The sequence below is a fragment of the Pseudomonas sp. UV AK001 genome (assembly GCF_046097675.1).
Taxonomy (GTDB): domain Bacteria; phylum Pseudomonadota; class Gammaproteobacteria; order Pseudomonadales; family Pseudomonadaceae; genus Aquipseudomonas; species Aquipseudomonas kribbensis.
In genome coordinates, this window is record NZ_JBJUVZ010000010.1 from 40,541 (window position 1) to 67,109 (window position 26,569).

General features: G+C 60.6%; 25 protein-coding genes and 4 tRNA genes. 13 read left to right on the plus strand and 16 right to left on the minus strand.

From position 1 onward, the window contains the following. Positions 1–63: 63 nt before the first annotated feature. Positions 64–420 carry a BON domain-containing protein gene (locus tag ACKLNA_RS23690; protein WP_065261581.1) on the minus strand — a complete coding sequence of 119 codons (357 nt, stop codon included), beginning with the start codon at positions 418–420 and terminating at the stop codon, positions 64–66. A 298-nt stretch (positions 421–718) separates the two neighbouring features. Continuing rightward, the gene (locus ACKLNA_RS23695) at positions 719–1,162 is read right to left on the minus strand and encodes a pilin (protein WP_408987273.1); all 444 of its coding nucleotides are present in this window, start codon (positions 1,160–1,162) and stop codon (positions 719–721) included. 226 nt (positions 1,163–1,388) lie between these two features. On the opposite strand from ACKLNA_RS23695, the gene pilB reads away from it, so the two are divergent. Genes pilB through yacG form a run of 5 tightly spaced genes read left to right on the plus strand, consistent with a single transcriptional unit; the run spans position 1,389 to position 6,000 of the window. Continuing rightward, positions 1,389–3,089 carry a type IV-A pilus assembly ATPase PilB gene (gene pilB / locus ACKLNA_RS23700; protein WP_408987274.1) on the plus strand — a complete coding sequence of 567 codons (1,701 nt, stop codon included), beginning with the start codon at positions 1,389–1,391 and terminating at the stop codon, positions 3,087–3,089. A gap of 2 nt (positions 3,090–3,091) precedes the next feature. Continuing rightward, the gene (locus tag ACKLNA_RS23705; protein WP_408987275.1) at positions 3,092–4,309 is read left to right on the plus strand and encodes a type II secretion system F family protein; all 1,218 of its coding nucleotides are present in this window, start codon (positions 3,092–3,094) and stop codon (positions 4,307–4,309) included. 1 nt (position 4,310) lies between these two features. Beyond that, positions 4,311–5,183, plus strand: a complete 873-nt coding sequence (locus tag ACKLNA_RS23710; protein ID WP_408987276.1) for a prepilin peptidase — start codon at positions 4,311–4,313, stop codon at positions 5,181–5,183. Next, positions 5,180–5,803, plus strand: coding sequence for a dephospho-CoA kinase (gene coaE, locus ACKLNA_RS23715; RefSeq protein WP_102621090.1), 624 nt, complete (start codon positions 5,180–5,182; stop codon positions 5,801–5,803). The genes ACKLNA_RS23710 and coaE overlap by 4 nt, the downstream gene beginning before the upstream one ends. After that, positions 5,800–6,000, plus strand: a complete 201-nt coding sequence (gene yacG / locus ACKLNA_RS23720; RefSeq protein ID WP_408987277.1) for a DNA gyrase inhibitor YacG — start codon at positions 5,800–5,802, stop codon at positions 5,998–6,000. The genes coaE and yacG overlap by 4 nt, the downstream gene beginning before the upstream one ends. Positions 6,001–6,006: 6 nt before the next feature. On the opposite strand, the gene ACKLNA_RS23725 is transcribed toward yacG, so the two are convergent. Continuing rightward, complete coding sequence (locus ACKLNA_RS23725) at positions 6,007–6,222, minus strand: hypothetical protein (protein ID WP_208939726.1); 216 nt, start codon at positions 6,220–6,222, stop codon at positions 6,007–6,009. Positions 6,223–6,287: 65 nt separating this feature from the next. Continuing rightward, entirely contained in the window at positions 6,288–6,977 is a 690-nt protein-coding gene (locus tag ACKLNA_RS23730; protein WP_408987278.1) for an energy-coupling factor ABC transporter permease, read from the minus strand. A gap of 133 nt (positions 6,978–7,110) precedes the next feature. Here ACKLNA_RS23730 and ACKLNA_RS23735 point away from each other — a divergent pair, with 133 nt between their 5' ends. From ACKLNA_RS23735 to ACKLNA_RS23750, 4 genes are all read left to right on the plus strand, one after another. Then, positions 7,111–7,737, plus strand: a complete 627-nt coding sequence (locus tag ACKLNA_RS23735) for a DUF1780 domain-containing protein (protein WP_065261573.1) — start codon at positions 7,111–7,113, stop codon at positions 7,735–7,737. A 144-nt stretch (positions 7,738–7,881) separates the two neighbouring features. Next, a complete protein-coding gene (locus ACKLNA_RS23740; RefSeq protein ID WP_065261571.1) occupies positions 7,882–8,055 on the plus strand; it encodes a DUF3094 domain-containing protein in 174 nt (57 codons plus the stop codon). 66 nt (positions 8,056–8,121) lie between these two features. Then, entirely contained in the window at positions 8,122–9,420 is a 1,299-nt protein-coding gene (locus tag ACKLNA_RS23745) for an NAD(P)/FAD-dependent oxidoreductase (RefSeq protein WP_064599500.1), read from the plus strand. 212 nt (positions 9,421–9,632) lie between these two features. Next, a complete protein-coding gene (locus ACKLNA_RS23750; RefSeq protein ID WP_265813209.1) occupies positions 9,633–10,040 on the plus strand; it encodes an EF-hand domain-containing protein in 408 nt (135 codons plus the stop codon). A gap of 77 nt (positions 10,041–10,117) precedes the next feature. Here ACKLNA_RS23750 and ACKLNA_RS23755 read toward each other — a convergent pair whose 3' ends face one another. The 8 genes from ACKLNA_RS23755 to rluD all read right to left on the minus strand — a co-directional run bounded on the left by ACKLNA_RS23755 (position 10,118) and on the right by rluD (position 16,983). After that, positions 10,118–11,743, minus strand: a complete 1,626-nt coding sequence (locus tag ACKLNA_RS23755; protein ID WP_408987279.1) for a methyl-accepting chemotaxis protein — start codon at positions 11,741–11,743, stop codon at positions 10,118–10,120. Positions 11,744–11,891: 148 nt separating this feature from the next. Further along, positions 11,892–11,968, minus strand: a tRNA-Pro gene (locus ACKLNA_RS23760). Positions 11,969–12,065: 97 nt separating this feature from the next. After that, positions 12,066–12,141, minus strand: a tRNA-Lys gene (locus ACKLNA_RS23765). A gap of 5 nt (positions 12,142–12,146) precedes the next feature. Next, positions 12,147–12,223: transfer RNA gene (locus ACKLNA_RS23770), tRNA-Pro, on the minus strand. 9 nt (positions 12,224–12,232) lie between these two features. Then, positions 12,233–12,308, minus strand: a tRNA-Asn gene (locus tag ACKLNA_RS23775). 298 nt (positions 12,309–12,606) lie between these two features. Next, positions 12,607–15,171: an ATP-dependent chaperone ClpB gene (gene clpB, locus ACKLNA_RS23780; protein WP_114885605.1), complete on the minus strand. Its 2,565-nt coding sequence runs from the start codon at positions 15,169–15,171 to the stop codon at positions 12,607–12,609. A gap of 130 nt (positions 15,172–15,301) precedes the next feature. Further along, positions 15,302–16,024, minus strand: a complete 723-nt coding sequence (gene pgeF / locus ACKLNA_RS23785; protein ID WP_408987280.1) for a peptidoglycan editing factor PgeF — start codon at positions 16,022–16,024, stop codon at positions 15,302–15,304. Further along, a complete protein-coding gene (gene rluD, locus ACKLNA_RS23790; protein ID WP_408987281.1) occupies positions 16,021–16,983 on the minus strand; it encodes a 23S rRNA pseudouridine(1911/1915/1917) synthase RluD in 963 nt (320 codons plus the stop codon). The genes pgeF and rluD overlap by 4 nt, the downstream gene beginning before the upstream one ends. Positions 16,984–17,135: 152 nt before the next feature. On the opposite strand from rluD, the gene ACKLNA_RS23795 reads away from it, so the two are divergent. The 4 genes from ACKLNA_RS23795 (at position 17,136) to ACKLNA_RS23810 (ending at position 21,440) form a co-directional block, all read left to right on the plus strand. Continuing rightward, on the plus strand, positions 17,136–18,158 hold the full coding sequence (locus ACKLNA_RS23795) for an outer membrane protein assembly factor BamD (protein ID WP_248743729.1): 1,023 nt from the start codon (positions 17,136–17,138) through the stop codon (positions 18,156–18,158). A gap of 126 nt (positions 18,159–18,284) precedes the next feature. Beyond that, positions 18,285–18,518, plus strand: coding sequence for a PP0621 family protein (locus tag ACKLNA_RS23800; protein ID WP_408987282.1), 234 nt, complete (start codon positions 18,285–18,287; stop codon positions 18,516–18,518). Continuing rightward, entirely contained in the window at positions 18,508–20,097 is a 1,590-nt protein-coding gene (locus ACKLNA_RS23805) for a sensor histidine kinase (RefSeq protein WP_408987283.1), read from the plus strand. The genes ACKLNA_RS23800 and ACKLNA_RS23805 overlap by 11 nt, the downstream gene beginning before the upstream one ends. Continuing rightward, positions 20,094–21,440 (plus strand): sigma-54-dependent transcriptional regulator, encoded by a 1,347-nt coding sequence (locus ACKLNA_RS23810; protein WP_408987284.1) that lies wholly within the window; start codon positions 20,094–20,096, stop codon positions 21,438–21,440. The genes ACKLNA_RS23805 and ACKLNA_RS23810 overlap by 4 nt, the downstream gene beginning before the upstream one ends. On the opposite strand, the gene thiO is transcribed toward ACKLNA_RS23810, so the two are convergent. Genes thiO through ACKLNA_RS23830 form a run of 4 tightly spaced genes read right to left on the minus strand, consistent with a single transcriptional unit; the run spans position 21,437 to position 26,569 of the window. Further along, positions 21,437–22,537 (minus strand): glycine oxidase ThiO, encoded by a 1,101-nt coding sequence (gene thiO, locus ACKLNA_RS23815; protein ID WP_408987285.1) that lies wholly within the window; start codon positions 22,535–22,537, stop codon positions 21,437–21,439. The two genes, ACKLNA_RS23810 and thiO, sit on opposite strands and share 4 nt — an antisense overlap. Before the next feature lie 57 nt (positions 22,538–22,594). Further along, positions 22,595–22,996, minus strand: coding sequence for a type IV pilin protein (locus ACKLNA_RS23820; RefSeq protein WP_085712180.1), 402 nt, complete (start codon positions 22,994–22,996; stop codon positions 22,595–22,597). Between the two features lie 14 nt (positions 22,997–23,010). Further along, positions 23,011–26,103 (minus strand): pilus assembly protein, encoded by a 3,093-nt coding sequence (locus ACKLNA_RS23825; protein ID WP_408987286.1) that lies wholly within the window; start codon positions 26,101–26,103, stop codon positions 23,011–23,013. After that, positions 26,090–26,569 (minus strand): PilX N-terminal domain-containing pilus assembly protein, encoded by a 480-nt coding sequence (locus ACKLNA_RS23830; protein WP_408987287.1) that lies wholly within the window; start codon positions 26,567–26,569, stop codon positions 26,090–26,092. The genes ACKLNA_RS23825 and ACKLNA_RS23830 overlap by 14 nt, the downstream gene beginning before the upstream one ends.

Here is a 26,569-nt window from a genome sequence, read left to right on the forward strand (position 1 = left end):
CGGCAGACGTATTGCTCGGCCCGCCTGTCGCGTCTTCTCCCGGTCCAGGCGAGAAGTCTTGCCTTACTCGGCTTTCAGGCCGTCAGCGGAGACCGCTTTGACGCCTTTGATTTTCTTGGTGATGTCTACGGCCATCTTTTTCTGTGCTTCTGTCACTGCAACAGTGGAGGACAGAGACACGACGCCTTTGTTGGTTTCTACTTTGATGTCAGTGCCTGGAATGCCTTTTTCGGTCACCAAGTCGCTTTTGACTTTGGTGGTGATCCAGGTGTCGGAAGTGGCTTCTTTCGCCTTGGTCATTTCACCGGCAGCCAGAGTCATTGGAGCCTGGGTCGCCTGGGTGGATTGTGCGAATGCGCCGGTGGCCATGGTCAGGGTCAGCGCGGTAGCAGCAGCGGCAGTGATAGCGAACTTCTTCATACGAGTAACTCCTGTTTTTCTGGAAAGTCTGCTGCGTGTCTTGTCAGCAGGGTTACCGGAGATATTGCGAACGCTGTGCCAACTTTTAAAAATACAATAAATCCTTATAAATCAATAAGTTAATAAAATTGAAAATTCTCGGAATCATGCAAATTGCATGACCCCCGAATTATCTACATGCAAGTTGCGGCTTTTGGGAAAGTTCCTAACACGCTGAAAAGACTGAAGCTTTTTGTGAAGCACTGCGCAAAAGAAAATGCCCCGCGAGGCGGGGCATTTCAGTGGGCTGCAGAGCCGATCAAGTACCGCTGCCTGGGCAACCTTTAGGGGCGTAGTCGGCGTTGACGGTCGAAGCGCAGCTCCAGACGCCGGCAGTGTTGCCGGTCGCCCCGCCGGTGCGGGTCAGCGTGATGGTTTTGCCCAAGACAGGCGCCGGCGCATTCGCGATGGTGCAGACGATCGTGCCTGCGCCCGAAGACGCGGTGCCGGATGCGGTCACTGTGCCGCAGTTGGTTGTTACGTAAGTCGCGCTACCCGTGACGTTCGTCAGTGTTGGATCGGTACCTTGATTGATGGTGTCCTCGAACGGCACTTTCAGCGCGCTGATTTCCGCCAGCCCCGCCGTCACCTTGGACCGTGCCTGATATTTCGTGTATTGCGGCAGCGCAATGGTGGCCAGGATACCGATGATCGCCACGACGATCAGCAGCTCGATCAGAGTGAAACCTTGTTGTTTCTTCATAGACACGCTCCATGCATGAGTCGGAATCTCATGATCTGAACAGGACTCAGCACAGCCCGTGCCAAGGCGCCCGCACCCGCGCAGGCTGGGCGCGATCACGCTGTCGCGGTGTTTCCTACAACCTGTAACCGCACTATCTGACACTTTTTGTCACCTGCACCGAGGCGGTTTGGCGCTGTCACTTGACTAGGCTATAAGTCATGAACTGTCTGCATCCGGGATTCCCATGAATGACATCGCTCTGAGCGGTCTGGCCAAGCAATTGGTACAGGCCGAACTGCTCACGGAAAAAAGCGCCCAACAAGCCTGGCAGCAAGCCCAGCGCAATCGCCTGTCGCTGGTCAGCTATCTGGTACAGAACAAACTGGTAAAGAGCGCACAGGTTGCCGAAATCGCCTCGGAGCACTTCGGCATGGCGTTCCTCGACCTCAACTGCCTGGACAAGGAAACCCAGCCCAAGGGCCTGGTCAGCGAAAAACTGGTTCGCCAGCACCATGCCCTGCCCCTGTGGCGACGCGGCAACAAACTGTTCGTGGGGATCTCCGACCCGAGCAATCACCAGGCGATCAACGACATTCAGTTCAGCACCGGGCTGACCACCGAAGCCATCCTGGTGGAGGACGACAAGCTCACCGACGCCATCGAGAAATTCTTCGACACCCACGCCTCCGGCCTGGAAGACATGGCCGATGTCGACCTCGACGGGCTGGACGTTGAATCCGTCGATGACAGCAAACAGGACGCCATCGGTGGAATGGACGCCGACGACGCGCCGGTGGTGCGCTTCGTCCACAAGATGCTGCTGGATGCGATCAAAAGCGGCTCTTCCGACCTGCACTTCGAGCCTTACGAGAAAAACTACCGGGTGCGGGTGCGTACCGACGGCATCCTGCGTGAAGTGGCCAAACCGCCGATTCAACTGGCCGGACGCATCGCCGCCCGGCTGAAGGTCATGGCCAGCCTCGACATCTCGGAGCGCCGAAAACCTCAGGACGGACGCCTGAAGATGCGCCTGTCGAAAACCAAGTCGATCGACTTCCGGGTCAACACCCTGCCGACCCTGTGGGGCGAAAAAGTGGTGATCCGGATCCTCGACCCGTCCAGCGCGCAGATCGGCATCGACGCCCTCGGCTACGAGCTGGAGCAGAAAGAGCTGTACCTGGCCGCCCTGAAGCAGCCGCAAGGCATGATTCTGGTCACCGGCCCCACCGGTTCCGGCAAGACCGTTTCGCTGTACACCGGGCTGAACATCCTCAATACCGTCGACATCAACATCTCCACCGCCGAAGACCCGGTGGAGATCAACATGGAAGGCATCAACCAGGTCAACGTCAATCCGAAGCAGGGGCTGGATTTCGCCCAGGCCCTGCGCTCGTTCCTGCGTCAGGACCCGGACGTGATCATGGTCGGCGAGATCCGCGATCTGGAGACGGCGGAGATTGCGATCAAGGCTGCACAGACCGGTCACCTTGTACTGTCCACGCTGCACACCAACAGCGCCGCAGAAACGCTGACCCGTTTGCACAACATGGGCATCCCCGGCTTCAACATCGCCACGTCGGTCAGCCTGATCATCGCCCAGCGTCTGGCGCGAAAGCTCTGCAGCCACTGCAAGAAGCCCATCGAGATTCCCCGCGAAACCCTGCTCAAGGAAGGCTTCCCCGAGGAACGCATCGGCAGTTTCACGATCTATGAGCCCGTCGGTTGCGATCAATGCAACGGCGGCTACAAGGGCCGCACCGGCATCTATGAAGTGGTCAGGAACACGCCCGAACTGCAGCGGCTGATCATGGCCGAGGGCAACTCACTGGAAATCGACAGCCAGATGCGCCTGGACGGCTTCAACGACCTGCGCACTTCGGGACTGATCAAGGCCATGCAAGGCATCACCAGCCTTGAAGAAATCAACCGGGTCACCAAGGACTGAACATGGCCGTCAAGGCAGCGAAAATCAGCGTCTACGCCTGGGAAGGCACCGACAAGAAAGGCAGCCGGATCAGCGGCGAACTGAGCGGGCAAAACCCCGCGTTGATCAAGGCCCAGTTGCGCAAGCAGGGCATCAACCCCGGCAAGGTGCGCAAGAAGTCCGCGTCGTTGCTGAACTTCGGCAAGCGCATCAAGCCGCTGGACATCGCCCTGTTCACCCGGCAGATGGCGACCATGATGAAGGCTGGCGTACCGCTGTTGCAGTCGTTCGACATCATCGGCGAAGGCTTTGAAAACCCAGCGATGCGCAAACTGGTGGACGAGGTGAAACAGGAAGTCGCCGCCGGTAACAGCTTCGCCGCAGCCCTGCGCAAGAAGCCGCAATACTTCGACGAGTTGTACTGCAACCTGGTCGATGCCGGCGAGCAGTCCGGTGCCCTCGACACCCTGCTCGAACGCGTGGCGACCTACAAGGAGAAGAGCGAAAGCCTCAAGGCCAAGATCAAGAAAGCCATGACCTACCCCACCGCCGTGATTCTGGTGGCGGCGGTCGTCACCGGCATTCTGCTGGTGAAAGTGGTGCCGCAGTTCCAGTCGGTGTTTTCCGGTTTCGGTGCCGAACTGCCGGCGTTTACCTTGATGGTCATCGGCCTGTCGGAGTTCATGCAGCAATGGTGGTGGGCGATTCTGGGTGTGCTGATCGTGGCGATTTTCGGCACCCGACACGCCCTGAAGAAATCACAGGCCCTGCGTGACCGCCGAGATGCCTGGCTGCTGAAACTGCCGCTGGTGGGCACCATGATGTACAAGTCCGCCGTTGCCCGTTTTGCCCGGACTCTGTCGACCACATTTGCCGCCGGCGTGCCGCTGGTCGAAGCGCTGGACTCGGTCGCCGGAGCCACCGGCAACGTGGTGTTCAAGCGCGCGGTGCTGCGCATTCGCCAGGACGTGGCCACCGGTATGCAGCTTAATTTCTCGATGCGCACCAGCGGAATCTTTCCGAACATGGCCGTCCAGATGACCGCCATCGGCGAAGAATCCGGCGCCCTGGACGACATGCTCGACAAGGTGGCCGGGTTCTACGAGGAAGAAGTGGATAACATGGTCGACAACCTCACCAGCCTGATGGAGCCTTTCGTCATGGTGGTACTCGGGGTGATCGTCGGCGGGCTGGTCGTGGCCATGTACCTGCCGATCTTCCAACTCGGCTCAGCGATCTGACATGCCCATCGACGAACTCTTCGCCCTCTATCCGCTGGCCTTTGTCTTTACCGCTCTGATACTCGGGCTGGTGGTCGGCAGCTTCCTCAATGTGGTGATCTGGCGTCTGCCGAAGATGCTCGAGCGCGAATGGCGCCAGCAGGCCCACGACGTGCTCGGGCTGCCCGTCGAAACGCCGCTGCCGGTCTACAACCTGATGCTGCCGCATTCGCAGTGCCCGCATTGCGCCCACCGCATTCGTGCGTGGGAAAACATCCCGCTGCTAAGTTACCTGTTTTTGCGCGGCCGCTGCTCGTCCTGCGCGGCGCCGATCAGCAAGCGTTATCCGTTGACCGAACTGGCCTGCGGCCTGCTCTCGGCGTTCATCGCCTGGCACCTGGGCTTCGGCTGGCCGGCATGCCTGTTGATCGTGCTGACCTGGGGCTTGCTGGCGATGAGCCTGATCGACACCGAACATCAGCTGTTGCCCGACGTGCTGGTGCTGCCGCTGCTGTGGCTGGGCTTGATCGTCAACAGCTTCGGGCAGTTCGTTTCACTGCACGATGCGATGTGGGGCGCGGTGGCCGGTTACATGGCACTGTGGTCGGTGTTCTGGCTGTTCAAGCTGCTCACCGGCAAGGACGGCATCGGCCACGGCGATTTCAAGCTGCTGGCGCTGCTGGGGGCCTGGGGCGGCTGGCAGATTCTGCCGCTGACCATCCTGTTATCTTCGCTGGTGGGCGCCGTGCTCGGGGTGATTCTGCTCAAGCTGCGCGACCGGAAAACCTCGACGCCGATCCCCTTCGGGCCCTATCTGGCAATTGCCGGCTGGATTGCCTTGCTCTGGGGTGGTCAAATAACCGACTTCTATTGGCAGTTTGTCGGTTTGAAATGAATACCCCTGTGGAAAAACCCTGGATTCTCGGCCTGACCGGCGGCATCGGCAGCGGCAAAAGCGCGGCCGCCCAGCACTTCATCGACCTCGGCATCCATGTGGTGGACGCCGATCATGCAGCGCGCTGGGTGGTTGAGCCGGGACGCCCGGCGCTGGCGAAAATTGCCGAGCACTTCGGTCCCGATGTCCTGCAGGCCGACGGCACGCTGGATCGCGCGGCGCTACGCAAGCTGATCTTCGAAGTGCCGGAGCAACGCCGCTGGCTCGAAGCGCTGCTGCATCCGCTGATCGCCGAGGAAATCGCCCATCACCTGGCGCTGGCAAAATCGCCTTATGCGATTCTGGTTTCACCGTTGTTGATCGAGTCCGGACAGTACGCGATGACCCAGCGAATCCTGGTGATCGATGCGCCGCAGCAACTGCAGATCGAACGTACCCTGCAGCGTGACCAGACCAGCGAACAGCAGGTCCAGGCGATCCTCAAGGCCCAATCCAGCCGCGAAGACCGCGTGAGCCGTGCCGACGATGTGGTGGTCAACGACCGCGACCTCGCCTGGCTGCACAGCGAAGTCGAGCGCCTGCATCACTTTTACCTGACTTTATCCGGAGGCCAGTCATGAGCCCGATCCCAACCGTTGAATGCCCGACCTGCGGCGCCCCGGTGGAATTCACCCCCGCAAACGAATTCCGGCCGTTCTGCTCGGACCGCTGCAAACTGATCGACCTCGGCGCCTGGGCGTCGGAAGAACACAAGATCCCGGTGCCCCCTGATGCCGAGGACGAACTGTTTTCCGGTGACTTCGACCCGCTCCACTGATCCCGCTCAGGGCCGCATGAAGCCGTAGTCCTGCTCGTCGTCGAGGTTTTCCGCCAGAAAGCGCAACTCGTCGGCCAGGTCTTCGGCGTTGCGCACCGCCTTGCTCTGCTGCACCACCGCACTGAGCAAGGCCCGCAGGCTCAGACCCGGATCGAATCCCACCTCCTGCGCCATCTCCAGACTCTGCCGGGTTTCCTGCCTCGCCCACTCGTAAACGCTCATGCCGCTGCTCCTGAAGGGATTTGGCCGAGCATGAAATGCCGCACGCGGTGTGGATTTGATGTGGATCAAGACTTGGGATCGTCGTCATTCCAGGGCGCCGAAAGGTAGCGGGTGCGGTTGAAGGTCTCCAGCCATTCCGGGCAGAACACCACCAGCGCGCTGATCACCATGCCGTTGATGAACGCTTCCGGAAAAATCAGCAGCCACAGGTAACCGATGAAATCTTCCAGCCATTCGGGCATGGCGAACAGGCCGTCGTACCAGAGCAAGGTCAGGCTCAGAATCAGACATGACAGCGCCGACAAGGCCGCCGCGAAGAAACCCGAGCAGAAGATATACACAAACGGATTACGCGGTTGCGCTCGCTCGACCAGGATCGCCACCCCCTCGGTGATCAGCACCGGCAGCAGGATCAACAACGCGCCGTTGACCCCGACCGCTGCCAGATCCTGGCGTCCCAGCAGAACCAGCCCGATCTGCGCCACCAGTCCGCCGACAATCGCCAACGGCCAGTCGAGCAGCAAGGTCACGGCAGTCATGCCGATGAAGTGATACGACACGCCCGTGTCGAAGTCCCTGCGCACCATCCACAACAGAAACAGTGCGAACACAGTGCCGAACAGCAAGTGCTGACGACGGCTGTCGCTGAACAATTCAACCCACGGCGCCCGGCAGATCGCCCAGAGCAGCACCGGCAGGTAAATCAGCCAGCCGAGGGTCAGACTCGTCGATGACAGCAGTTCTGCACCGATCATGATTCCATCACCTTCATTCGCACCGCAGACTCCCTTGATTGGCGCTCCTGTGTCGAAGTCTACACCGCCACCCGTGTGAATCTGCCGATGCAAAGCTTTCTGCTTGTCGCAATTGAACGCTAAGCTTGGGCCTATGGATGACTCAGATTATTTACGCCTGCTGACCATCGCGGCCGAGCAGGCCAACGCGTTCCTGTCCAATGCCCGCAAATGGGAGCGTGAGCGTTGGGTCTGCCAGCGCCTGCTGCAAGGCTTGAATATCCCCTATCGCGCCGACGAATTCGCCCCGGCCGGTGAGCCGCCGGACGTATTGTTTCGCGATGCCAACTTCGAGGTGTTTTTCGTCCTCGACGAAGGCCGCCGGCTCAACGATGAATGGCGCGACGAGCTGCAACGTCGACGCAGTGCGTTTTCCCTGAGCCAACTGGTACGCCGCGAGGCCAAGCCACGGCGGATTCCGGCCAACGAATTTCTGCTGAGGCTGGCGCCGACCCTGCGCAAGAAAGCACACAACTACAAGGAACGCGGCATGGACCTGGGCGAGCTGGACATCATCGCCTTCGCCAGCCTCAAGCGAGAGGTGCTCGACCTCAACAGCCACTTTCCACCGCCCACCGAATATTTGCGTCAGGGCTGGCGTTCGCTGTCACTGGTCGGGCCGACGTTCGCCCGAGTGCTGTTCGCCCACCCCGATGCACCGGATTTCCTGCGCAGCAACCTGGGCCGCAGCATTCTGTTCGATGTCGGGATCAGCCTGTAAGCCCTAAGCAGGATGGCGCAAACACTGGCCGGATGTTACAAAAGCGCAATTATTCGCCCGGATGACATGCGCCGTTCAACGCTCGCAGACAAACCGCTGTAACGTCTGCGCATTCAGCAACGTCTATCCCTGACGAGGCCTCATATGACCAGCCGCCTGAACCCTGAAGACCAGAAGCATGTCGAAGAGTACCTGCAGTTGTCCCAGCACCGTGTCGAGCGCCGGCCATTCCGGCCGTGGATGCTCCTGGTGGTGGTACTGGCAGCGACCATCGGTCTGGGCCTGTTGAGCCGATTTATCAGTTACCTGACGCTATGAGCTGCATCGCGCTCGCTTGGGTTACGACGACAACGATTTCCTTTAAAAACCTTGCGAGCTATCACCATGTCCCATCGTATTGTCATTGTCGGCGGCGGCGCCGGCGGTCTGGAGCTGGCTACCCGTCTGGGTAAGACTCTGGGCAAGCGCGGCACCGCCAGCATCATGCTGGTCGACGCGAACCTTACGCACATCTGGAAACCGCTGTTGCACGAAGTGGCCGCCGGATCGCTGAACTCTTCCGAAGACGAACTCAACTATGTCGCCCAGGCCAAATGGAACCACTTCGAGTTCCAGCTGGGGCGCATGAGCGGGCTCGACCGTGAGCAGAAGAAGATCCAGCTCGCCGCCACCTACGACGAAAACGGCGTGGAGCTGGTGCCAGCACGGGAAGTGCCCTACGACTCGCTGGTGATCGCGGTCGGCAGCACCACCAACGACTTCGGCACCCAGGGCGCAGCACAGCACTGCCTGTTCCTCGACACCCGCAAACAGGCCGAGCGTTTCCATCAGCAATTGCTCAATCACTACTTGCGTGCTCACGCCGGGCAAACCGATGTGGTTCAGCAGATCAGCGTGGCCATCGTCGGCGCCGGCGCCACTGGCGTTGAACTGGCGGCCGAGCTGCACAACGCCGCCCATGAACTGGCGGCCTATGGTCTGGACCGGATCAAACCGGAAAACATGCACATCACCCTGATCGAAGCCGGGCCACGGGTGCTGCCGGCGCTGCCGGAACGCATCAGCGGGCCGGTGCACAAGACCCTGGAGAAACTCGGGGTCAACGTGATGACCAACGCCTCGGTCAGCCAGGTCACTGCCGACAGCCTGATCACCGCCGATGGCAACGAGATCAAGGCCAGCCTGAAAGTCTGGGCCGCCGGGATCCGCGCACCGGGTTTCCTCAAGGACATCGATGGCCTGGAAACCAACCGCATCAACCAGCTGCAAGTGCTGCCGACGCTGCAGACCACCCGCGACGAAAACATTTTCGCCTTCGGAGATTGCGCCGCCTGCCCGCAACCGGGTTCGGATCGCAACGTGCCGCCACGGGCCCAGGCTGCGCACCAGCAGGCGTCGCTGCTGGCCAAGTCGCTGAAACTGCGGATCGAAGGCAAGACCCTGCCGGAGTACAAGTACACCGACTACGGCTCGCTGATTTCGCTGTCGCGTTTTTCGGCTGTGGGTAACTTGATGGGCAATCTGACCGGCAGCGTGATGCTCGAAGGCTGGCTGGCGCGGATGTTCTACGTTTCGTTGTACCGCATGCACCAGATGGCGCTGTACGGCCCGTTCCGCACCGCCATGCTGATGCTGGGCAGCAAGATCGGACGCGGCACCGAGCCGCGCCTGAAGCTGCACTGATGTAAAAACCGTGGGGGCAGGCTGGCTCGCCCCCACGGCGTTTTGTCTTCTACTGTATCTGCCCCCGCTTTCCCCATCTTCGCTTACAAACGCCCCGCTCCTCGACACAGACGCGATACACCGCCACCGCTTAATGGCCACACCCGAGCGCACCTGCTCCGGATTGATCGCCCTTAACGTGTGGTTGCGCAGTGCAACCGAAGGAGAATGAAATGACCCGCACTTCGAAAACTGGCAAAACCTCCCTTGGCCTGGTCGGTGCCGTACTGGCCGGCGGCCTGATGCTGTCCGGCTCGGTGTTCGCCGCACAACCGCTGGCCCAGGGCTACATGGTTGCCTCGGCCGAGACCTCGGTGAAAACCCCGGAAGGCAAATGCGGTGAAGGCAAATGCGGCGATGCGTCGATGGCCAAAACCGACACCGATGGTGATGGCAAAGTCTCCCGCGCCGAATTCCTGAAGGTCGCGCCGCACTCAGACTTCGACAAGATCGACACCAACCACGATGGTTTCATCGACGAGCAAGAGGCTTACGACAACGTCAAAGCCAACTACGAAGCCAACGGCAAGAAAATGCCCAAAGGCTTGTTCGAACACCTGAAAGAGCGTGACGGTGCCTGATATTCAGTCCGTCCCGGCAAAAACAAAGCCGCGCATTCTCTGAGGAGAAGCGCGGCTTTTTTTTGCGGCCTGAGAAATTACAGCTGGAAGCGCCGCACCATGCTCTGCAATGCGTTGGCGAGTTTCGACAGCTCATGGCTGGAAGCGCTGGTCTGGTCGGCGCCGGCCGCCGAACGTACCGACAGGTCGCGAATGTTCACCAGATTACGATCCACTTCCCGCGCCACTTGCGCCTGCTCTTCGGCGGCGCTGGCGATCACCAGATTGCGTTCATGAATCTCATGCACCGACGCGGTGATGGTTTGCAGCGCCTCGCCGGCCCGCTCGGCCAGCACCAGCGTGGTGGTCGCACGCGAAGCACTGGCCTGCATCGACTCCAGCGCCAGGCTCGAACCGTTGCGCATGCCCTGCACCATCTGCTCGATTTCCTGGGTCGATTGCTGCGTGCGATAAGCCAGCGCCCGGACTTCGTCGGCGACCACGGCAAACCCGCGACCACTCTCCCCGGCCCGCGCCGCTTCGATGGCGGCATTGAGCGCCAGCAAGTTGGTCTGTTCGGCAATCGCGCGGATCACGTCCAGCACTTTGCCGATGTCTTGGGACTGGTTGGCCAGTGATTGCACAAGCTCTCCGGTGTGCTGGACCTCACTGGCCAGGGCGTTGATGGCGCTGGCGGTTTCACTAACCCGTTCTTGCCCCAGATGCGCCGACTCGCTGGACTGGCGCGTCGCGTCGGAGGTCGACACCGCGTTGCGTGCGACTTCCTCGACCGCCGTGGTCATCTCGTTGACGGCGGTGGCGGCCTGTTCGATTTCGTTGTTCTGCTGTTGCAGACCCTGGGTGCTGTCGAGCGTGACCGCATTGAGCTCGTCGGCGGCGGTCGCCAGTTGCGTGGCAGAACCGTTGATGCCTTGCAGGGTTTCGCGCAGGTTCTGTTGCATTGTCGCCAGCGCCTTGAGCAAACGGCTGACTTCGTCGTTGCCCTGGGTCTCGATCGGTCGGGTCAAATCCCCTTTCGCAACACTTTCTGCGGCGCTGACAGCGGTGCTCAACGGGCGAACGATACTGCGGGTGAGCAACATCGCCAGGGCTACGGTCGCCAATGCCGCCAGTGCGATGAACAGGCTGACGATGGTGCGCGAGGTTTCGTAATGGGCGGCGGAGTTACTGCTTTCTGCCGCGACCTGCTTGGCGAACAGATCCGCCAGGTCATTGAGTTGCTTGCCGGAGCCATCGACCACGGTTTTCATGTCGACCAGCAGCAGTTTGGTCAGCTCGTCGCGCTTGCCTTGCTGGGCAAGGACGAAAGATTGCGCGATGCCGGCGCGGTAGGCCGCGAAGGTTTTCTTGAACTGATCGTACAACTGCTGGCCTTCCGGAGTGGTCACCAGTCGGTCGTAAGCGGCGATCTTCTCGCTCAGCTCTTTGTCGCGGGTGTCCATCTGGCTGCGGTAAGTCGCAACGTTGTTCGGATCAGGATCCAGCGCCATGCGCAGAGAAATGGTGCGGATGCGCAGCATGATCTCGCGAATCTCGTCGCCGCCACGAATGCTCGGCAGCCACTGGTTCTCCACCGCGACCTCGCTCTCGCGGATGCTCGACATCTGCCCCAGGGCAAACACGCCAAGCAACGCCACCAGCACCGCGATCAGGGCAAAGCCCAGGGCGGCACGGGGAGCAATATTCAACTGACGAAGCAACATGACGAACGCCCTTTTTCTTGTATTGGCCGGATTCAAGGGGCGATCGATGGCAGGCCCCTTTCGTTAGCGGGCTATCGGCAAGTTGTACGATGACTTGAGCGAAGGGCAAAAAAAATCCCCGTATCTTTCGATACGAGGATTTTTAATATGGTCGGGGTAAGGGGATTCGAACTCCTGACATCCTGCTCCCAAAGCAGGCGCGCTACCGGACTGCGCTATACCCCGGTAAAAAAAAGGCGACCTTTCAAAGATCGCCTTCTTCGATCAGCGCTTTTGGCCTCTGATCTTAAGATTCGATCCCAGCGTTAACTGGTTTCAAAAATGGTGGGTCGTGTGGGATTCGAACCTACGACCAATTGGTTAAAAGCCAACTGCTCTACCAACTGAGCTAACGACCCAAAAATGGTCGGGGTAAGGGGATTCGAACTCCTGACATCCTGCTCCCAAAGCAGGCGCGCTACCGGACTGCGCTATACCCCGGCTTGAAATTGGCTCCGTGACCAGGACTCGAACCTGGGACCCAATGATTAACAGTCATTTGCTCTACCGACTGAGCTATCACGGAACTACATATTTCAATTTACTACGGTGAAACTTGCAGCTTCTCGACATCGTTTTCGCATCGCTGCGTTCGTGTGTCTGAGGCGCGCTATTCTACAACCTAGAACACCTCTGTCAACCCCCTAAATTGCTTTCAAGTTAATGATTTGCAACTTATTTCAGATTTCTGCCCAGTGAGCTGAAACCGTGTTGGTGACTGACTGCGGGGCGCACTTTACAAGCCTTTTCCTTTGAGTTCAACAGCCTAACGAAAAAAAAGGCCTCGCATTGCGAGGCCTTGCTTACTTCACCAACCAAAGCTGTCAGTTGAACGTGATCTCGTCGTTCTCCACGACGCCGGTCGCAGTCTCGCCCGGCAGGAAGCGTCCCGACAGGATCAACTGCGCCAACGGGTTCTCGATCCAGCGCTGGATCGCCCGTTTCAGCGGCCGTGCACCGTAGACCGGGTCGTAACCGACGGCAATCAGCTTGTCCATCGCCTCCGGACTCAGTTCCAGCTTCAGCTCGCGCTCGGCCAGACGACTGCGCAGACGACCCAGCTGGATCTCGGTAATGCCCGCGATCTGATCCCGCGCCAGAGGCTCGAAGATCACCACTTCGTCGACCCGGTTGATGAACTCCGGACGGAAGTGGGTGGAAATCGCATCCATCACCGCTGCCCGTTGCGCTTCACGGTCACCCACCAGTTCCTGGATCTGCATCGAACCGAGGTTGGAGGTCATGACGATCACGGTGTTGCGGAAATCCACCGTACGACCGTGGCTGTCGGTCAGACGACCATCCTCCAGCACTTGCAGCAGGATGTTGAACACGTCCGGGTGGGCCTTCTCGACTTCGTCCAGCAGGATCACCGAGTAAGGCTTGCGCCGTACCGCTTCGGTCAGATAACCGCCCTCTTCATAACCGACATAGCCTGGTGGTGCACCGATCAACCGCGCCACGGAGTGTTTCTCCATGAACTCGGACATGTCGATCCGCACCATCGCCTCTTCAGTGTCAAAGAGGAATTCGGCCAGTGCCTTGCACAGCTCGGTTTTACCGACACCGGTCGGGCCGAGGAACATGAACGAGCCGCTCGGGCGGTTTGGATCGGACAACCCGGCACGGGAACGCCGCACCGCGTTGGCTACCGCCACCACCGCTTCGTCCTGGCCGATCACACGCTGGTGCAACAGGCTTTCCATCTTCATCAGCTTGTCGCGCTCGCCTTCGAGCATTTTCGACACGGGAATGCCGGTCCACTTCGAAACGACTTCGGCGATTTCCTCTTCGGTCACCTTGCTGCGCAGCAACTGGTTCTCGCTCTTGCCGTGCTGGTCGACCATTTGCAGGCTGCGTTCCAGATCCGGGATCACCCCGTACTGCAACTCGGCCATGCGGTTCAGGTCGCCTTTGCGGCGCGCGGCTTCCAGTTCCTGACGGGACTGTTCGATCTTCTGTTGAATCTGTGCAGAACCCTGCACCTCGGCTTTTTCCGAGTTCCAGATTTCTTCCAGATCCGAGTACTCACGCTCGTGGCGGTCGATTTCCTCCTGGAGTTTCTCCAGGCGTTTCTTCGCCGCGTCGTCGCTTTCTTTCTTCAGTGCCTGGGATTCCACCTTCAACTGAATCAGGCGCCGCTCCAGACGATCCAGCACTTCCGGCTTGGAGTCGATCTCCATGCGGATGCGGCTGGCGGCTTCGTCGATCAGGTCGATCGCCTTGTCCGGCAACTGCCGGTCAGTGATATAGCGATGGCTGAGCTTGGCCGCCGCGATGATCGCGCCGTCGGTGATCGCCACTTTGTGGTGAACCTCGTAACGCTCCTTGAGGCCACGCAGGATCGCGATGGTGTCTTCTTCGCTCGGCTCGTCCACCAACACCTTCTGGAAGCGCCGCTCGAGGGCCGCATCCTTCTCTATATATTGGCGGTACTCGTTGAGCGTGGTCGCACCGACGCAATGCAGCTCGCCACGGGCCAGGGCCGGTTTGAGCATGTTGCCGGCGTCCATCGAGCCTTCGCCCTTGCCGGCGCCGACCATGGTGTGCAGTTCGTCGATGAACAGAATGATCTGCCCTTCCTGCTTCGACAGCTCGTTGAGCAGCGCTTTCAGGCGTTCTTCGAACTCGCCGCGATACTTGGCACCGGCAATCAGCGCACCCATATCGAGGGACAGCAGACGCTTGCCACGCAGGCCATCCGGCACTTCGCCGTTGATGATGCGCTGGGCCAGACCTTCGGCAATCGCGGTTTTACCCACGCCAGGCTCGCCGATCAGCACCGGGTTGTTCTTGGTCCGGCGCTGCAGGACCTGAATGGTGCGACGGATTTCATCGTCACGGCCGATCACCGGGTCGAGCTTGCCGTCTTCGGCGCGCTTGGTCAGGTCGACGGTGTATTTATCCAGCGCCTGACGCGACTCTTCGTGGTTGGCGTCGTTGACGGCCTCGCCGCCGCGCAGGTTGTTGATGGCGTTTTCCAGCGCCTTCTTGCTCACGCCCTGGCCGAGCAGCAACTTGCCAAGCTTGCTGTTCTCGTCCATCGCCGCGAGCAGTACCAGCTCGCTGGAAATGAACTGGTCGCCCTTCTGCTGGGCCAGACGGTCGGCCTGGTTGAGCAGACGCGCCAGATCCTGCGACATGTTGACGTCGCCGGTCGGGTTCTGGATTTTCGGTAATTGATCGAGCTCTTTGGTCAGCTCTTTGCGCAGGCTGTTGACGTCGAAGCCCACCTGCATCAACAGGGGTTTGATCGAACCACCCTGCTGTTCAAGCATGGCTTGCATCAAATGCGCCGGCTCGATGGCCGGATGATCGTGGCCGACAGCCAGGGATTGGGCATCGGACAACGCCAACTGTAATTTGCTGGTTAAACGGTCTATACGCATGGGTCACCTTCCTTTTGAGCAGGCCGGACCTAAAAAACCATCCTGAATAAAGAAACCTGCCAGATACCGCTATAGATGCGGTCGATTCTGGAAGATTCAAGCGTGGGACAGTTGATGCAGATCAGACAGTCTAGCGGGTGAGCCAAACGAGGGAGGCGAAGCGGCCAGTGCGCGATGCACGGCGATAAGAGAAAAAGCGCGGATCGGTCACAGTACAGAAACCGCCACCATAAACAGCCGTGACACCCCGGACCGCCAAACGCAGGCGCGCCAGCTTATAGATGTCGGCCATGAACTTGCCCGCGTTATGGCTCGGGACAAAGGCTGTCGCGGCTTCGGGCAATTGATTGATGAAGACTTCCCGGACTTCCGGGCCGACTTCGAAGGCTTGCGGACCGATGGCGGGGCCGAGCCAGACCAGAATGTCTTCGGCAGGCACATCCAGGCTGTCGAGGGTCGCTTCCAGCACCCCGGCCGCCAGCCCACGCCAACCGGCATGCGCTGCTGCCACGCGCGTACCGGCACGGTCGCAGAAGAGCGCCGGCAGGCAATCGGCGGTCATTGCCGCACAAGCGATACCCGGTGTTGCCGTCCAGCTGGCATCCGCCATGGCCACCACGGACGGATCCGCATGCGCCACGGCAATCCCGTGCACTTGCTGCAACCAGGCAGGCTTGATAGAGAAGTGATCGGTCAGTCGCCGACGGTTTTCAGCGACGGCCTCGGGACGATCATCGACATGATCGCCCAGATTGAGGCTGTCGAACGGCGCCTCGCTGACGCCGCCCTCGCGGGTGGTGACACAGGCCTTGACGCTGGCCGGCGCGGGCCAGTCCGGCGTCAGCCAGTTCATCCGACGAATGCCTCGCGATCCTGCTTGAGCAGGGTCAGCAGCCAGACCAGATCTTCCGGCAATGGCGACTCCCAGCTCATGCGCTCACCGGTGGTCGGGTGATCCAGCTCGAGGAACCGTGCGTGCAGGGCCTGACGCGGGAAGTGTTTCAGCGATTCGACCATGGTCTGGCTCGCCGCCGGCGGAATGCGGAAACGACCGCCGTAAGCAGGGTCGCCGACCAACGGAAAGTTGATGTGCGCCATGTGTACGCGGATCTGGTGGGTACGACCGGTTTCCAGCTTCACCCGAACGTGGGTGTGAGAACGGAAACGCTCCAGCACACGATAGTGGCTGACGGCAGGCTTGCCGCCTTCCATCACCGCCATGCGCTGGCGCTGCTGGCCATGACGACCGATCGGGGCGTTGATCTTGCCACCGGCCGTCACCACGCCGATCACGATGCACTCGTAGATCCGGCTCACGCTGCGGCTTTGCAGTTGGGCAACCAGTTTGGTCTGCGCCTGGATGGTCTTGGCCACCACCATCAGACCGGTGGTGTCCTTGTCCAGACGATGCACGATGCCGGCACGCGGGACATTGATGATGTCCGGCAGGTGGTGCAGCAAGGCGTTGAGCAAGGTGCCATCGGCGTGACCGGCAGCCGGGTGCACCACCAGGCCAGCAGGCTTGTTGATCACCAGGATGTCGTCGTCTTCATAGACGATATCGAGCTCGATGTCCTGGGCGACCCATTCACCCTGGGCCTCCTGCTCGGCGGTCAGCTCAAGGACGGCACCGCCATGAACGATGTCGCGCGGGCGGATGACCGCCCCGTCCACAGTCAGGCGACCTTCTTTGATCCAGGCGGAAAGGCGCGAGCGGGAGTGCTCTGCGAAGAGTTGGGCGGCGACTTGATCGAGGCGTTGGCCGCCCAATTCGGACGGCACCTCTGCGCGAAGTTCAATTTTATCGGACATGCTCGGACTGGGCGTCGGCTACAGCCTTTGGTTTCGGCTGCGCGCTTGTGGTTAAATACGGCGTCTTTTGCCCCGGGGCTTTTCAACGGGGCGCTCATCATAACAGGACGGCCCCGCCCAAGACAGCGGCCGTCATAGGGACGCAAGCCGCCATGCAAGTGAAACACCTGCTGCTGATCGCCATCCTCGCATTGACCGCTGCTTGCTCATCGAAGGAAGTCGTAGACGAAAACCTGAGCGAAACCGAGCTGTACCAGCAGGCTCAAAAGGACCTGGACAACAACAGTTACACCAGTGCCACCGCCAAGCTGAAGGCTCTGGAGTCGCGCTATCCGTTCGGTCGCTACGCAGATCAGGCACAACTTGAGCTGATTTATGCGAACTACAAGAACTCGGAGCCGGAAGCTGCAAAATCCGCCGCCGAGCGCTTCATTCGTCTGCACCCTCAGCACCCGAACGTCGATTACGCCTACTACCTCAAGGGCCTGACCTCGTTCGACCAGGACGTCGGCCTGCTGGCGCGCTTCCTGCCGCTGGACATGACCAAGCGTGACCCGGGTGCTGCCCGCGACTCCTACAACGAGTTCGCCCAGCTGACCAGCCGCTACCCGAACAGCCGCTACGCGCCGGACGCCAAGCAGCGCATGATCTACCTGCGCAACCTGCTGGCAGCCTACGAAATCCACGTGGCCGACTACTACCTGACCCGTCAGGCCTACGTAGCCGCCGCCAACCGTGGCCGTTATGTAGTGGAAAACTTCCAGGAAACCCCATCGGTCGGCGACGGCCTGGCGGTAATGACCGAAGCCTACCAGCGTCTGCACCTGGACGAGCTGGCGGCCACCAGCCTGGAAACCCTGAAGCTCAACTACCCGAATCATCCGAGCCTGAAAGACGGTCAGTTCGTACCGTCGGTCGCCGAAGCCGACAACCGTTCGTGGCTGAGCAAGGCCACTCTGGGCCTGATCGAATCCCGTCCGCCGCTGCCGCCGGGAGAGACCCGCGCCAACCAGGACGTACAGAAGCAGTTCCAGGACGCGAAAGACGCGATCCCGAACGAGCTCAAGCCTAAAGACGAAAACGGTGCAGTGATCGAAGAAGAAGAGCACGGCGCCGCTGGCAACAATGACGACCGCTCCTGGTTCAGCTACATGACTTTCGGCGTGTTCGACTGATCACAACGCAAGTACGAGAAAGGGAGATCTTCGGATCTCCCTTTTTTATTGCCGCGTTTTATTGAGCTGTGCGCCTGTCGAGTCCTTGGCTAAACTGCCGGATCATCAGTCAAAAAGCCGCCCATCATGCTTCGTCTACTTTTCTGGATCGCCCTGATCGGCGCCGCCGTCTGGCTCTGGCGCAAATTCAAGGCGCCTGTTGCACCCACGCAATCCCCTCGCGAACAGGATGCTGCACCCATGGTGCGTTGCGCCCACTGCGGTGTGCACCTGCCACGCGACCGCGCGCTGAGCCTTCGTCAACAGTGGTATTGCAGCCAGGCTCATCTCGAGCAAGGCCCCGGTTCCAGTGATCGCTGAGGCGACCGACGCCACTCGCAAACAGGCCCAGCGACTGCTGCGCCTCTATCACCTCTACCGCCTGAGCGTCGGCATCACCCTGGTGCTGCTGATCTCCAGCAACATGGACAACCGCCTGCTGACGTCGGCCGATGACGAGCTGCTGCGCAATGGCAGCTGGTTGTACCTGGTGCTGAATATCCTGCTGGTGGTGTTCCTGGAGAACATCCGCCGTCCGGCCCAGTTGTTCGGCCTGGCCCTGGTCGACATCCTGCTGCTGTGCGGCCTGTTCTACGCCGCCGGCGGCGTGGCCAGCCCGGTCGGTAATCTGCTGATCGTCTCGGTAGCCATCAGCAACACATTACTGAAACGCCGTATCGGCGTGCTGATCGCGGCCATCGGTGCACTCGGCATTGTCGGTCTCAGCTTCCTGCTGAGCTTCAGTCATCCCCTGAGCGCCAACGAATACCTGCAGGCGGGCACCCTCGGCGCCCTGTGTTTTGCCGGAGCGCTGCTGGTGCAAGGCTTGATCCGCCGTCTCGAAGTCAGCGAAACCCTCGCCGAGCAACGGGCCAGCGAGGTGGTCAGCCTCGAAGCTCTCAACGCCTTGATCCTGCAACGCATGCGCACCGGCATTTTGGTCCTCGACGAACAACGCCGGGTACAACTGGTCAACCACAGCGCCCGGACGCTGCTGGCGCAGTCGCCCCTTGAAGGTCATTTGATCGATGACTATTCGATCGCGCTGGTCGAGCGCCTGAATCTGTGGCTGAACAACCCGACCCTGCGCCCGCAGAGCCTGAAAATCGCCACCAACGGCCTGGAACTGCAACCGAGCTTCATCGCTCTGGAGCAGAGCCCGAACCGCCAGACCCTGGTGTTTCTCGAAGACCTCGCGCAAATCGCCCAGCAGGCTCAGCAACTGAAGCTCGCCGCGCTCGGGCGCCTGACCGCCGGCATCGCCCACGAGATCCGCAACCCGCTGGGCGCCATCAGTCATGCCGCACAGTTGCTGCGGGAATCCGAGGAACTCGACGGCGCGGACCGGCGTCTGACGCAGATCATCCAGGATCACTCCCAGCGCATGAACCGAGTCATTGAAAACGTCCTGCAACTGTCCCGCCGCCAGCAGAGCGCGCCGCAACGGCTGGATCTCGAGCCATGGCTCGAGCACTTCGTCGAGGAAAGCCGCGAACAGGCCAGCGATCACCAACGGATTCATCTGAACATCGAATCCGGGGATTTCCGGACCCTGATGGACCCGGGGCAACTGACGCAAATTCTCGACAATCTGTTGCGCAACGGTTGGCGACACAGCGCCCTGCTACACGATCCGGCGCAGGTCTGGCTGCGGCTGTTCATCGACCCCGAGAGCCAGCTGGCCGTGCTCGAAGTCCAGGACAACGGCCCCGGCGTGGCGCTGGATCAGCAGGCGCATCTGTTCGAACCCTTCTTCACCACCAGCAGCCAGGGCACCGGCCTTGGGCTTTATCTGTCCCGTGAGCTGTGCGAAAGCAACCAGGCCCGCCTAGACTTCAAACCACGCCAAGGCGGCGGCTGCTTTCGCATCACCTTTGCTCACGGACGGAAACAAAGTTGAACACGAGCCCACGGCAAAAAATCCTCATCGTCGACGACGAACCGGATATCCGCGAACTCCTGGAAATCACCCTGGGACGGATGAAACTCGACACCTTCAGCGCACGCAACCTCGGCGAAGCCCAGGCGCTGCTGAACCGCGACACCTTCGACCTGTGCCTGACCGACATGCGCCTGCCGGACGGCACCGGGCTGGAACTGGTGCAGCACATCCAGCAACGCTACCCGCAATTGCCGGTGGCGATGATCACGGCCTATGGCAGCCTGGAAACTGCGATCAACGCCCTGAAAGCCGGGGCTTTCGACTTCCTGACCAAACCGGTGGACCTCACCCGACTGCGCGAACTGGTCGCCACCGCGTTGCGCATGCCGGCGACCGGCGGTGTCTGTACCTCGATTGACCGGCGCCTGCTCGGTGACTCGTTGCCGATGCGCAACCTGCGCAAGCAGATCGACAAACTGGCCCGCAGTCAGGCGCCGGTTTATATCAGCGGCGAGTCCGGCAGCGGCAAGGAACTGGTCGCCCGCCTGATTCACGAGCAGGGCCCGCGCGCCAGCCAACCGTTCGTACCGGTGAATTGCGGGGCGATTCCTTCGGAACTGATGGAGAGCGAGTTCTTCGGTCACCGCAAAGGCAGTTTCACGGGGGCGGTGGACGATAAGCCGGGCCTGTTCCAGGCTGCCCATGGTGGGACGCTGTTTCTCGATGAAGTGGCGGACTTGCCGCTGTCGATGCAGGTCAAGTTGCTACGGGCGATTCAGGAAAAAGCCGTGCGCAGCATCGGCGGCCAGCAGGAAACCGTGGTCGATGTGCGCATTCTGTGTGCCACCCACAAAGATCTGGACGCAGAAGTCGCCGCCGAACGCTTTCGGCAGGATCTGTATTACCGGCTCAACGTAATCGAACTGCGGGTTCCGTCCCTGCGTGAACGTCGTGACGATATCGAGGCATTGGCCAGCCATGTGCTCAAGCGTCTGGCCCATGGCACTGGCCAGCCGGCGGCGCGCCTGCATCCACAAGCGCTGGAGGCCTTGAAGAATTACCGCTTTCCGGGGAATGTGCGGGAGTTGGAGAACGTCCTCGAGCGCGCGCACACCCTTTGCGAAAACCGCATGATCGAGGCCGACGACCTGCGCCTGAGCGAAGGCAACTGCGCAGCCGAGGGCGGTATTGCCGATCTCACGCAGATCGACAACCTCGAAGACTATCTGGAAAACGTCGAGCGCAAACTGATCCTGCAGGCGCTGGAGGAAACCCGCTGGAACCGTACGGCTGCGGCCCAGCGGTTGAATCTGTCATTCCGTTCGATGCGCTACAGGCTCAAGAAGCTCGGCCTGGATTAAATGCGCCCGGTCGGGGCATACGGCGCCGGATCGATGATCGGCGCTCGCCCCAACATCACATCGGCAAACAATTGACAGGAGGCAGGTGCCAGCACCAGTCCGTTGCGGTAATGCCCGCAGTTGAGCCACAAACCATCGAAGCCTGGCACCCGGCCAATATAGGGAATGCCCTCCGGCGAACCGGGACGCAACCCGGCCCAGTGCCCCACCACTTCGGCATCCGCCAGCGCCGGAAGCAACTCCACAGCCGACGCTTTCAGGCTTTCCAGAGCGTTGTCGGTCGGAGTCTTGTCGAAACCTTCATGCTCCAGCGTACTGCCGATCAGGATGTGCCCGTCGCGACGCGGAATCGCATAACGTCCCTTGGCCAGCACCATGCTCGGCAGGAAATCCGCCGCACACTTGTAGAGAATCATCTGGCCTTTGACCGGCTCCACCGGCAGCGACAGATTCAGCGTCTTGAGCAGCTCGCCGCTCCACGCCCCCGCCGTCAGCACCACCTGGTCGCCGTTGATCACGCCTTTCGACGTTTGCACACTGACAACCTTCTCGCCCTCACGGACAAACCCGCTGACCTCGCACTGCTCGTGAATCGTCACGTTCGGCAATGCCTGCAACGCGGCTTTCAACGACTTCACCAGCCGCGGGTTGCGTACGTTGGCCACGTCGGCCATGTAGATCGCCCGGGAAAAACCACCGCCAAGTACCGGCACCGCATCATGGGCCGCCGAGATATCCACAGCGCGCAGCGGACGGTTTTCCCGCTCGGCCCAGGCCAGCGCTTCGGCCTCATCATCCAGATCCAGCCAGTACAGGCCGGTGGTATGGACTTCAGGATCGACGCCGGTGTCGGCGAACAGGCGCTCGCCCAGCTGTGGATAAAAGTCCTGCGACCAGTGCGCCAGTGCCGTGACTGCCGGGCTATAACGCCATGGATACAGCGGAGAAACGATGCCGCCGCCGGCCCAGGACGACTCCTGGCCGACGTTCGAGCGATCCAGCAGCACCACGCTGCGCACTTCGGAGGCGAGGTTGTACGCGGTCAGCAGGCCAATCACCCCGCCACCGACAATCACCACTTGCTGTTGCCTGGTCATGTTTTTTCCAACCGTAAAAAAGACAGTGGGCGCAAAAGGCACCCGAATGAAAGCGGCTCAGCGGCCCCAGCAATCCTTGGTGGCAAGCCCGGCAGTCGCGTTGATCATGCTGCGCACACCGGTGTTGGTGAGGGTGAAGTCCCCGCACTTGTCGCCGGCCATGGTCGTGCCGGCCTTGCGGGTCGCGGTCAGCAGGTAAGTCTGGTCAGCGATGGTCGGGGTGATGGTGTAGAAATCATTGCCCGTGCTGAGCCCGGTGACACCGGTGTAAACATTGTTGCGGGTGTAGAAGCGTTCGAGGGTCTGCGCCTGCTCGTTCAGCAGCGAGGCCACTTCGGCGCGGCGGCCCTTCTTCAGGTATTCGGTATAGCTCGGTGCGGCAATGGTGATGATGATCCCGATGATCGCAATCACGATCATGATTTCGATCAGGGTGAACCCGCGGATGGATCTGCGCATGCCTCAACTCTCGCTTACTGTATTTGTCGCCACATGATACGACGGCTGCCGCCGCCGGATTTTTCCACCAGGGTGGTGATCCCGCCACTGGAATCGTTCACGATCTTGCGCGATGCGCCGTTGACGATGGCGTTCAGGGTGGGAATGCCGCCACTGAACACCACACCGCTGGATATCGTGTCATTGGTGTCGACCACGCCGTCGGCGTTGGTATCGAGCACCGCATAGTTGAGCATCTTACCGCTGAACGCATCGAGTTCGACCAGTTTGCCGGTACCGAAGCTGGAGCACGGGTCGGTGGTATCGACACTGGCCGTGGTGAACACGATACGCCCCAGCACCAGACTGGCCTGATTGATCACCCGCTCGCCGGTCAATACGTTGTTGTACACCAGCGGCAGATACCAGCCCTTCTCTGCAGGATAAGTGGTGTCGTTCTGGGTGGTGGTAATGAACTGCCCTGAACTGCCCGAGAACACACCGGTGATGGCCTGCGCCTGCAAACTGCTGACCGTCAGTTGCCCCGAACCGCCATCGGCATCCCACACCGAATAGAACGCCTGCAGATCCTTGTTGGTCTTGTCGGCGGTTTCGTTGAACTTGCCGGTGCCGACGAATATCTGTTTGCCGCCCAATGAATTATCCGCCAGCAGCGGTTGCGCAGTGATCGGTTGAGTCGCCCCGCCCGCCGTCGTGAACAGTGGCTTGCCGGAGAATGCCACACCCCAACCGTCGGTGGTGGTCGCACTCAGGTCGAACTTCCAAAGGCGCCCCTTCAAATCCCCGCCGTACGCAGCCTGCACCACATTCTGCGAATTGACCTTGAGCTTCACTGACGACAGTCCGTTGGTGGTTTCGGTACTGTCGATAACTATTTTTTTGATCAGCGAACCGTCGCGCACATCCAGCACATATAACGCAGCCACCCCCGAGTTGCTGCCATAGCCATTGGCGATGAAAGCCGCCCAGCGACCATCGGCCAAGCGTGCCACTTCCGGACGGGCGTAGGCATAACCCAGATCATTGAAAGCGTTCGCGGTGCTGGCAGTGGCCGGTGCACTCACTTCCCACAACGCATTGAGAATGTTACCCGCCGAGGCGTCGAACAACTGCAAGGCATAGAACGTCTTGCCGCCGGCCCCGGTGCCGCCGATGGCCAGGGTTTTCCAGGCCGTGCCGAACTGCGCGTCATAGACACCGACCTGCCCGTCCACCAGAAACTTGTGGCTGACGCCGTTGATGTAGTTGGGGTCGGCGATCAATCGCAACGACGGCAGCACGCTCGATGGCATATAGGCGTAACGGCGCGTGCCGTTGGCCGGGTTGATGACGCTGACGAAACCATCGTTGCCGTTCACCACCAGGTTGGCATTCATGTTCGCGGCCTTGGTGGTCAGGTAACTGGTGTAAGTGGTGTCGCCCGACAGGTCGGAGGCGGTCTTGTCCGTGGGCGAGGCCAGCACCAGCGGCGAGTTGATGATGTCGCCCAGCAATACGCTGCGAACCTTGAGCCCGGTCTTGTTGGTGCCCTTGCTCCACTCCACCAGGTCGCTGCCACTGATGCCGCTGGGCAGGCTCTGACCGAGCGTTGTCTGCTGCGCTGCAGAGAAATTGCCGTAAGCCAGTGTCACTGCCGCGTTGCTCAAGGTATTCCACGATTGATAGGTCGGTGCCGTGGCACCGGGGACGATGGCGGTGTCGGTCGTCCACAGCACCGTCGAGGTGTTGACTGTCCCGCTCGAGGTGAAGCCGAAGGACTTGATGGTGCCGCGCCAGTCCCGGGGGTCGTAACTGGTCTGGAAATAGCTGCTGCCGCTCACCAGCGTCGTAGCGCTGGTCACCCCGCTGCCGCCGGAGCCGGCCTTGGAGGTGATGTCGCTCAATGCCGATGACAACGCCGTGTTGAGGCCGGCACTGTCGGTGGCCTGGTAATACTTGCCCTGGCCATAGCTCGCCGCGTCCGACAGCATGTCATTGGCGGCGGTGAAACCGACGGTATAGGTATTCATGTTCTGCTTGGGAAAGTCCGGAGAGCTCCAGCTCTTGCCGGCCGCATCGACTCCGGTCGAACGCATGTCGATATCGAAGGCGAACTTGGCGATGTCGTCCAGGTACAGCGTGTCGCCCTCGTTATCGCCGTTGAGATTGTTGCCGTCATTGTTGATGCCGTCCCAGTTCGGCAATCGGCTGCCGCCCAGCGGGTCGTTGGTGGGGAACGTGCGGTCGTAGGTCGGCAGACCGTCGGTGATCACCACCCCGTAGTTTTTCTGGCAGCGGTACTGGATCGGACTGGTGTAGGTGCTCGGCGTGGTGTTGTAGTACGGCGTCATGCCGCGCATGTAGCGGGTGATTTCGTAATAGGTTTCCGCCAAGGGTGTATTGGCCACGGCGCTCAGGCCGCTGATCGCCGAGATCAGTGCGTTGTAGTTACTGTCGGCCTGGGCCTGGGTCACGCTGCCGCTGACCGGTGCCAGGTCGCTGACGGACCGCGCGATATAACCGCCGTTGCCCGGGTTGTTGCTGGTGGCCGGGTTGAATGTCGACAGGCCGAAACGCAGGTTACGGTTGCTGGTCACCAGTGCGGTGGAAACGTTGCGGGCGACGTTGATCCGGTAGTCGTTGGGAATCGCCCCGGTGGTGAAATCACGGGTGCCGTTGCTGATGGCGAGGCCGACCACGTAAGCGATGTAATCCCCGTAATACCGGGTATTGCCGCCGCCGACCGGGTCCGGCAGTTTAAGGCACAGCGGCGCCAGGCTGTTGTTGTAGAACGCATAGGCACCGCCGGAGCAGCCGGAGGTCGGCAGGCTCGACAGAAACACCGGATCGCCGGTGATAGCCGTCGAAGACAGGCACAACCCGAGCACCGCGTTGCACTGCCGGGCCGGTGTGCGAGTGACCGTAGGATCGAAACCCGCAGCGTAAATGATGCTGTTCATGCTGCCCGAGTCGTCGATCAGCAAGATGACATTCGGCGGCACGGCGGCGGCACTGAGCAATGGCGAATCAGACGGCGTAAACGCATACGCCGGCGCGGCCAGATACAACCCCGCAAGAAACCCCGCCAGCCACGGCCGCCAGCCAGAGCGTCGTTCAGTACTTCGCATAGACACTCTCCACCACACTGCGTGAGCTGCCGACAATGCCGACGGCCGTGACCCGGTACAGCGTCGCCGAGGTGTTGCTCGGAACGTTCACTGCGGTGAGCGTGGTGCCGATGTTCTGTACCCCGTAGAAACCGTTGCCGGCAGCGATCCATGTAACTCCGGATGTCGAGTTGAGCCCAGCAGCAGTCACGACCGTGGACTCAGCCGGCGGTGCGCACTGAGTGGTATTGGCGCACACCGCCAGCGAATACGTGCTTAGTTGCACGGCACTCTCGCCGATACGCAGCGCCGCCTCGGCAGTCTGGAACGACTGATTGCGCAGGCTCACGCTGCCGGCCATCTTTTCCTGCAGGTTGGCACTCTGCATCGATGACAGGCCGATCACCGTCAGGAGCAACAGAAACACCAGGCTGACCAGCAGCACCATGCCACGTTGGGTTCTTCTTTGATGGAGAGAAACATTCAT

Coding starts and splice junctions, on each gene's coding strand:
- ACKLNA_RS23735 (WP_065261573.1), top strand. CDS start 7,111: ATGGATGACTCAGATTATTTACGCCTGCTGACCATCGCGGCCGAGCAG.
- rluD (WP_408987281.1), bottom strand. CDS start 16,983: ATGTCCGATAAAATTGAACTTCGCGCAGAGGTGCCGTCCGAATTGGGC.
- ACKLNA_RS23730 (WP_408987278.1), bottom strand. CDS start 6,977: ATGATCGGTGCAGAACTGCTGTCATCGACGAGTCTGACCCTCGGCTGG.
- yacG (WP_408987277.1), top strand. CDS start 5,800: ATGAGCCCGATCCCAACCGTTGAATGCCCGACCTGCGGCGCCCCGGTG.
- ACKLNA_RS23745 (WP_064599500.1), top strand. CDS start 8,122: ATGTCCCATCGTATTGTCATTGTCGGCGGCGGCGCCGGCGGTCTGGAG.
- ACKLNA_RS23705 (WP_408987275.1), top strand. CDS start 3,092: ATGGCCGTCAAGGCAGCGAAAATCAGCGTCTACGCCTGGGAAGGCACC.
- ACKLNA_RS23755 (WP_408987279.1), bottom strand. CDS start 11,743: ATGTTGCTTCGTCAGTTGAATATTGCTCCCCGTGCCGCCCTGGGCTTT.
- ACKLNA_RS23740 (WP_065261571.1), top strand. CDS start 7,882: ATGACCAGCCGCCTGAACCCTGAAGACCAGAAGCATGTCGAAGAGTAC.
- ACKLNA_RS23695 (WP_408987273.1), bottom strand. CDS start 1,162: ATGAAGAAACAACAAGGTTTCACTCTGATCGAGCTGCTGATCGTCGTG.
- ACKLNA_RS23750 (WP_265813209.1), top strand. CDS start 9,633: ATGACCCGCACTTCGAAAACTGGCAAAACCTCCCTTGGCCTGGTCGGT.
- coaE (WP_102621090.1), top strand. CDS start 5,180: ATGAATACCCCTGTGGAAAAACCCTGGATTCTCGGCCTGACCGGCGGC.
- ACKLNA_RS23725 (WP_208939726.1), bottom strand. CDS start 6,222: ATGAGCGTTTACGAGTGGGCGAGGCAGGAAACCCGGCAGAGTCTGGAG.
- thiO (WP_408987285.1), bottom strand. CDS start 22,537: ATGACCAGGCAACAGCAAGTGGTGATTGTCGGTGGCGGGGTGATTGGC.
- ACKLNA_RS23795 (WP_248743729.1), top strand. CDS start 17,136: ATGCAAGTGAAACACCTGCTGCTGATCGCCATCCTCGCATTGACCGCT.
- ACKLNA_RS23830 (WP_408987287.1), bottom strand. CDS start 26,569: ATGAATGTTTCTCTCCATCAAAGAAGAACCCAACGTGGCATGGTGCTG.
- pilB (WP_408987274.1), top strand. CDS start 1,389: ATGAATGACATCGCTCTGAGCGGTCTGGCCAAGCAATTGGTACAGGCC.
- pgeF (WP_408987280.1), bottom strand. CDS start 16,024: ATGAACTGGCTGACGCCGGACTGGCCCGCGCCGGCCAGCGTCAAGGCC.
- ACKLNA_RS23825 (WP_408987286.1), bottom strand. CDS start 26,103: ATGCGAAGTACTGAACGACGCTCTGGCTGGCGGCCGTGGCTGGCGGGG.
- ACKLNA_RS23710 (WP_408987276.1), top strand. CDS start 4,311: ATGCCCATCGACGAACTCTTCGCCCTCTATCCGCTGGCCTTTGTCTTT.
- clpB (WP_114885605.1), bottom strand. CDS start 15,171: ATGCGTATAGACCGTTTAACCAGCAAATTACAGTTGGCGTTGTCCGAT.
- ACKLNA_RS23690 (WP_065261581.1), bottom strand. CDS start 420: ATGAAGAAGTTCGCTATCACTGCCGCTGCTGCTACCGCGCTGACCCTG.
- ACKLNA_RS23820 (WP_085712180.1), bottom strand. CDS start 22,996: ATGCGCAGATCCATCCGCGGGTTCACCCTGATCGAAATCATGATCGTG.
- ACKLNA_RS23800 (WP_408987282.1), top strand. CDS start 18,285: ATGCTTCGTCTACTTTTCTGGATCGCCCTGATCGGCGCCGCCGTCTGG.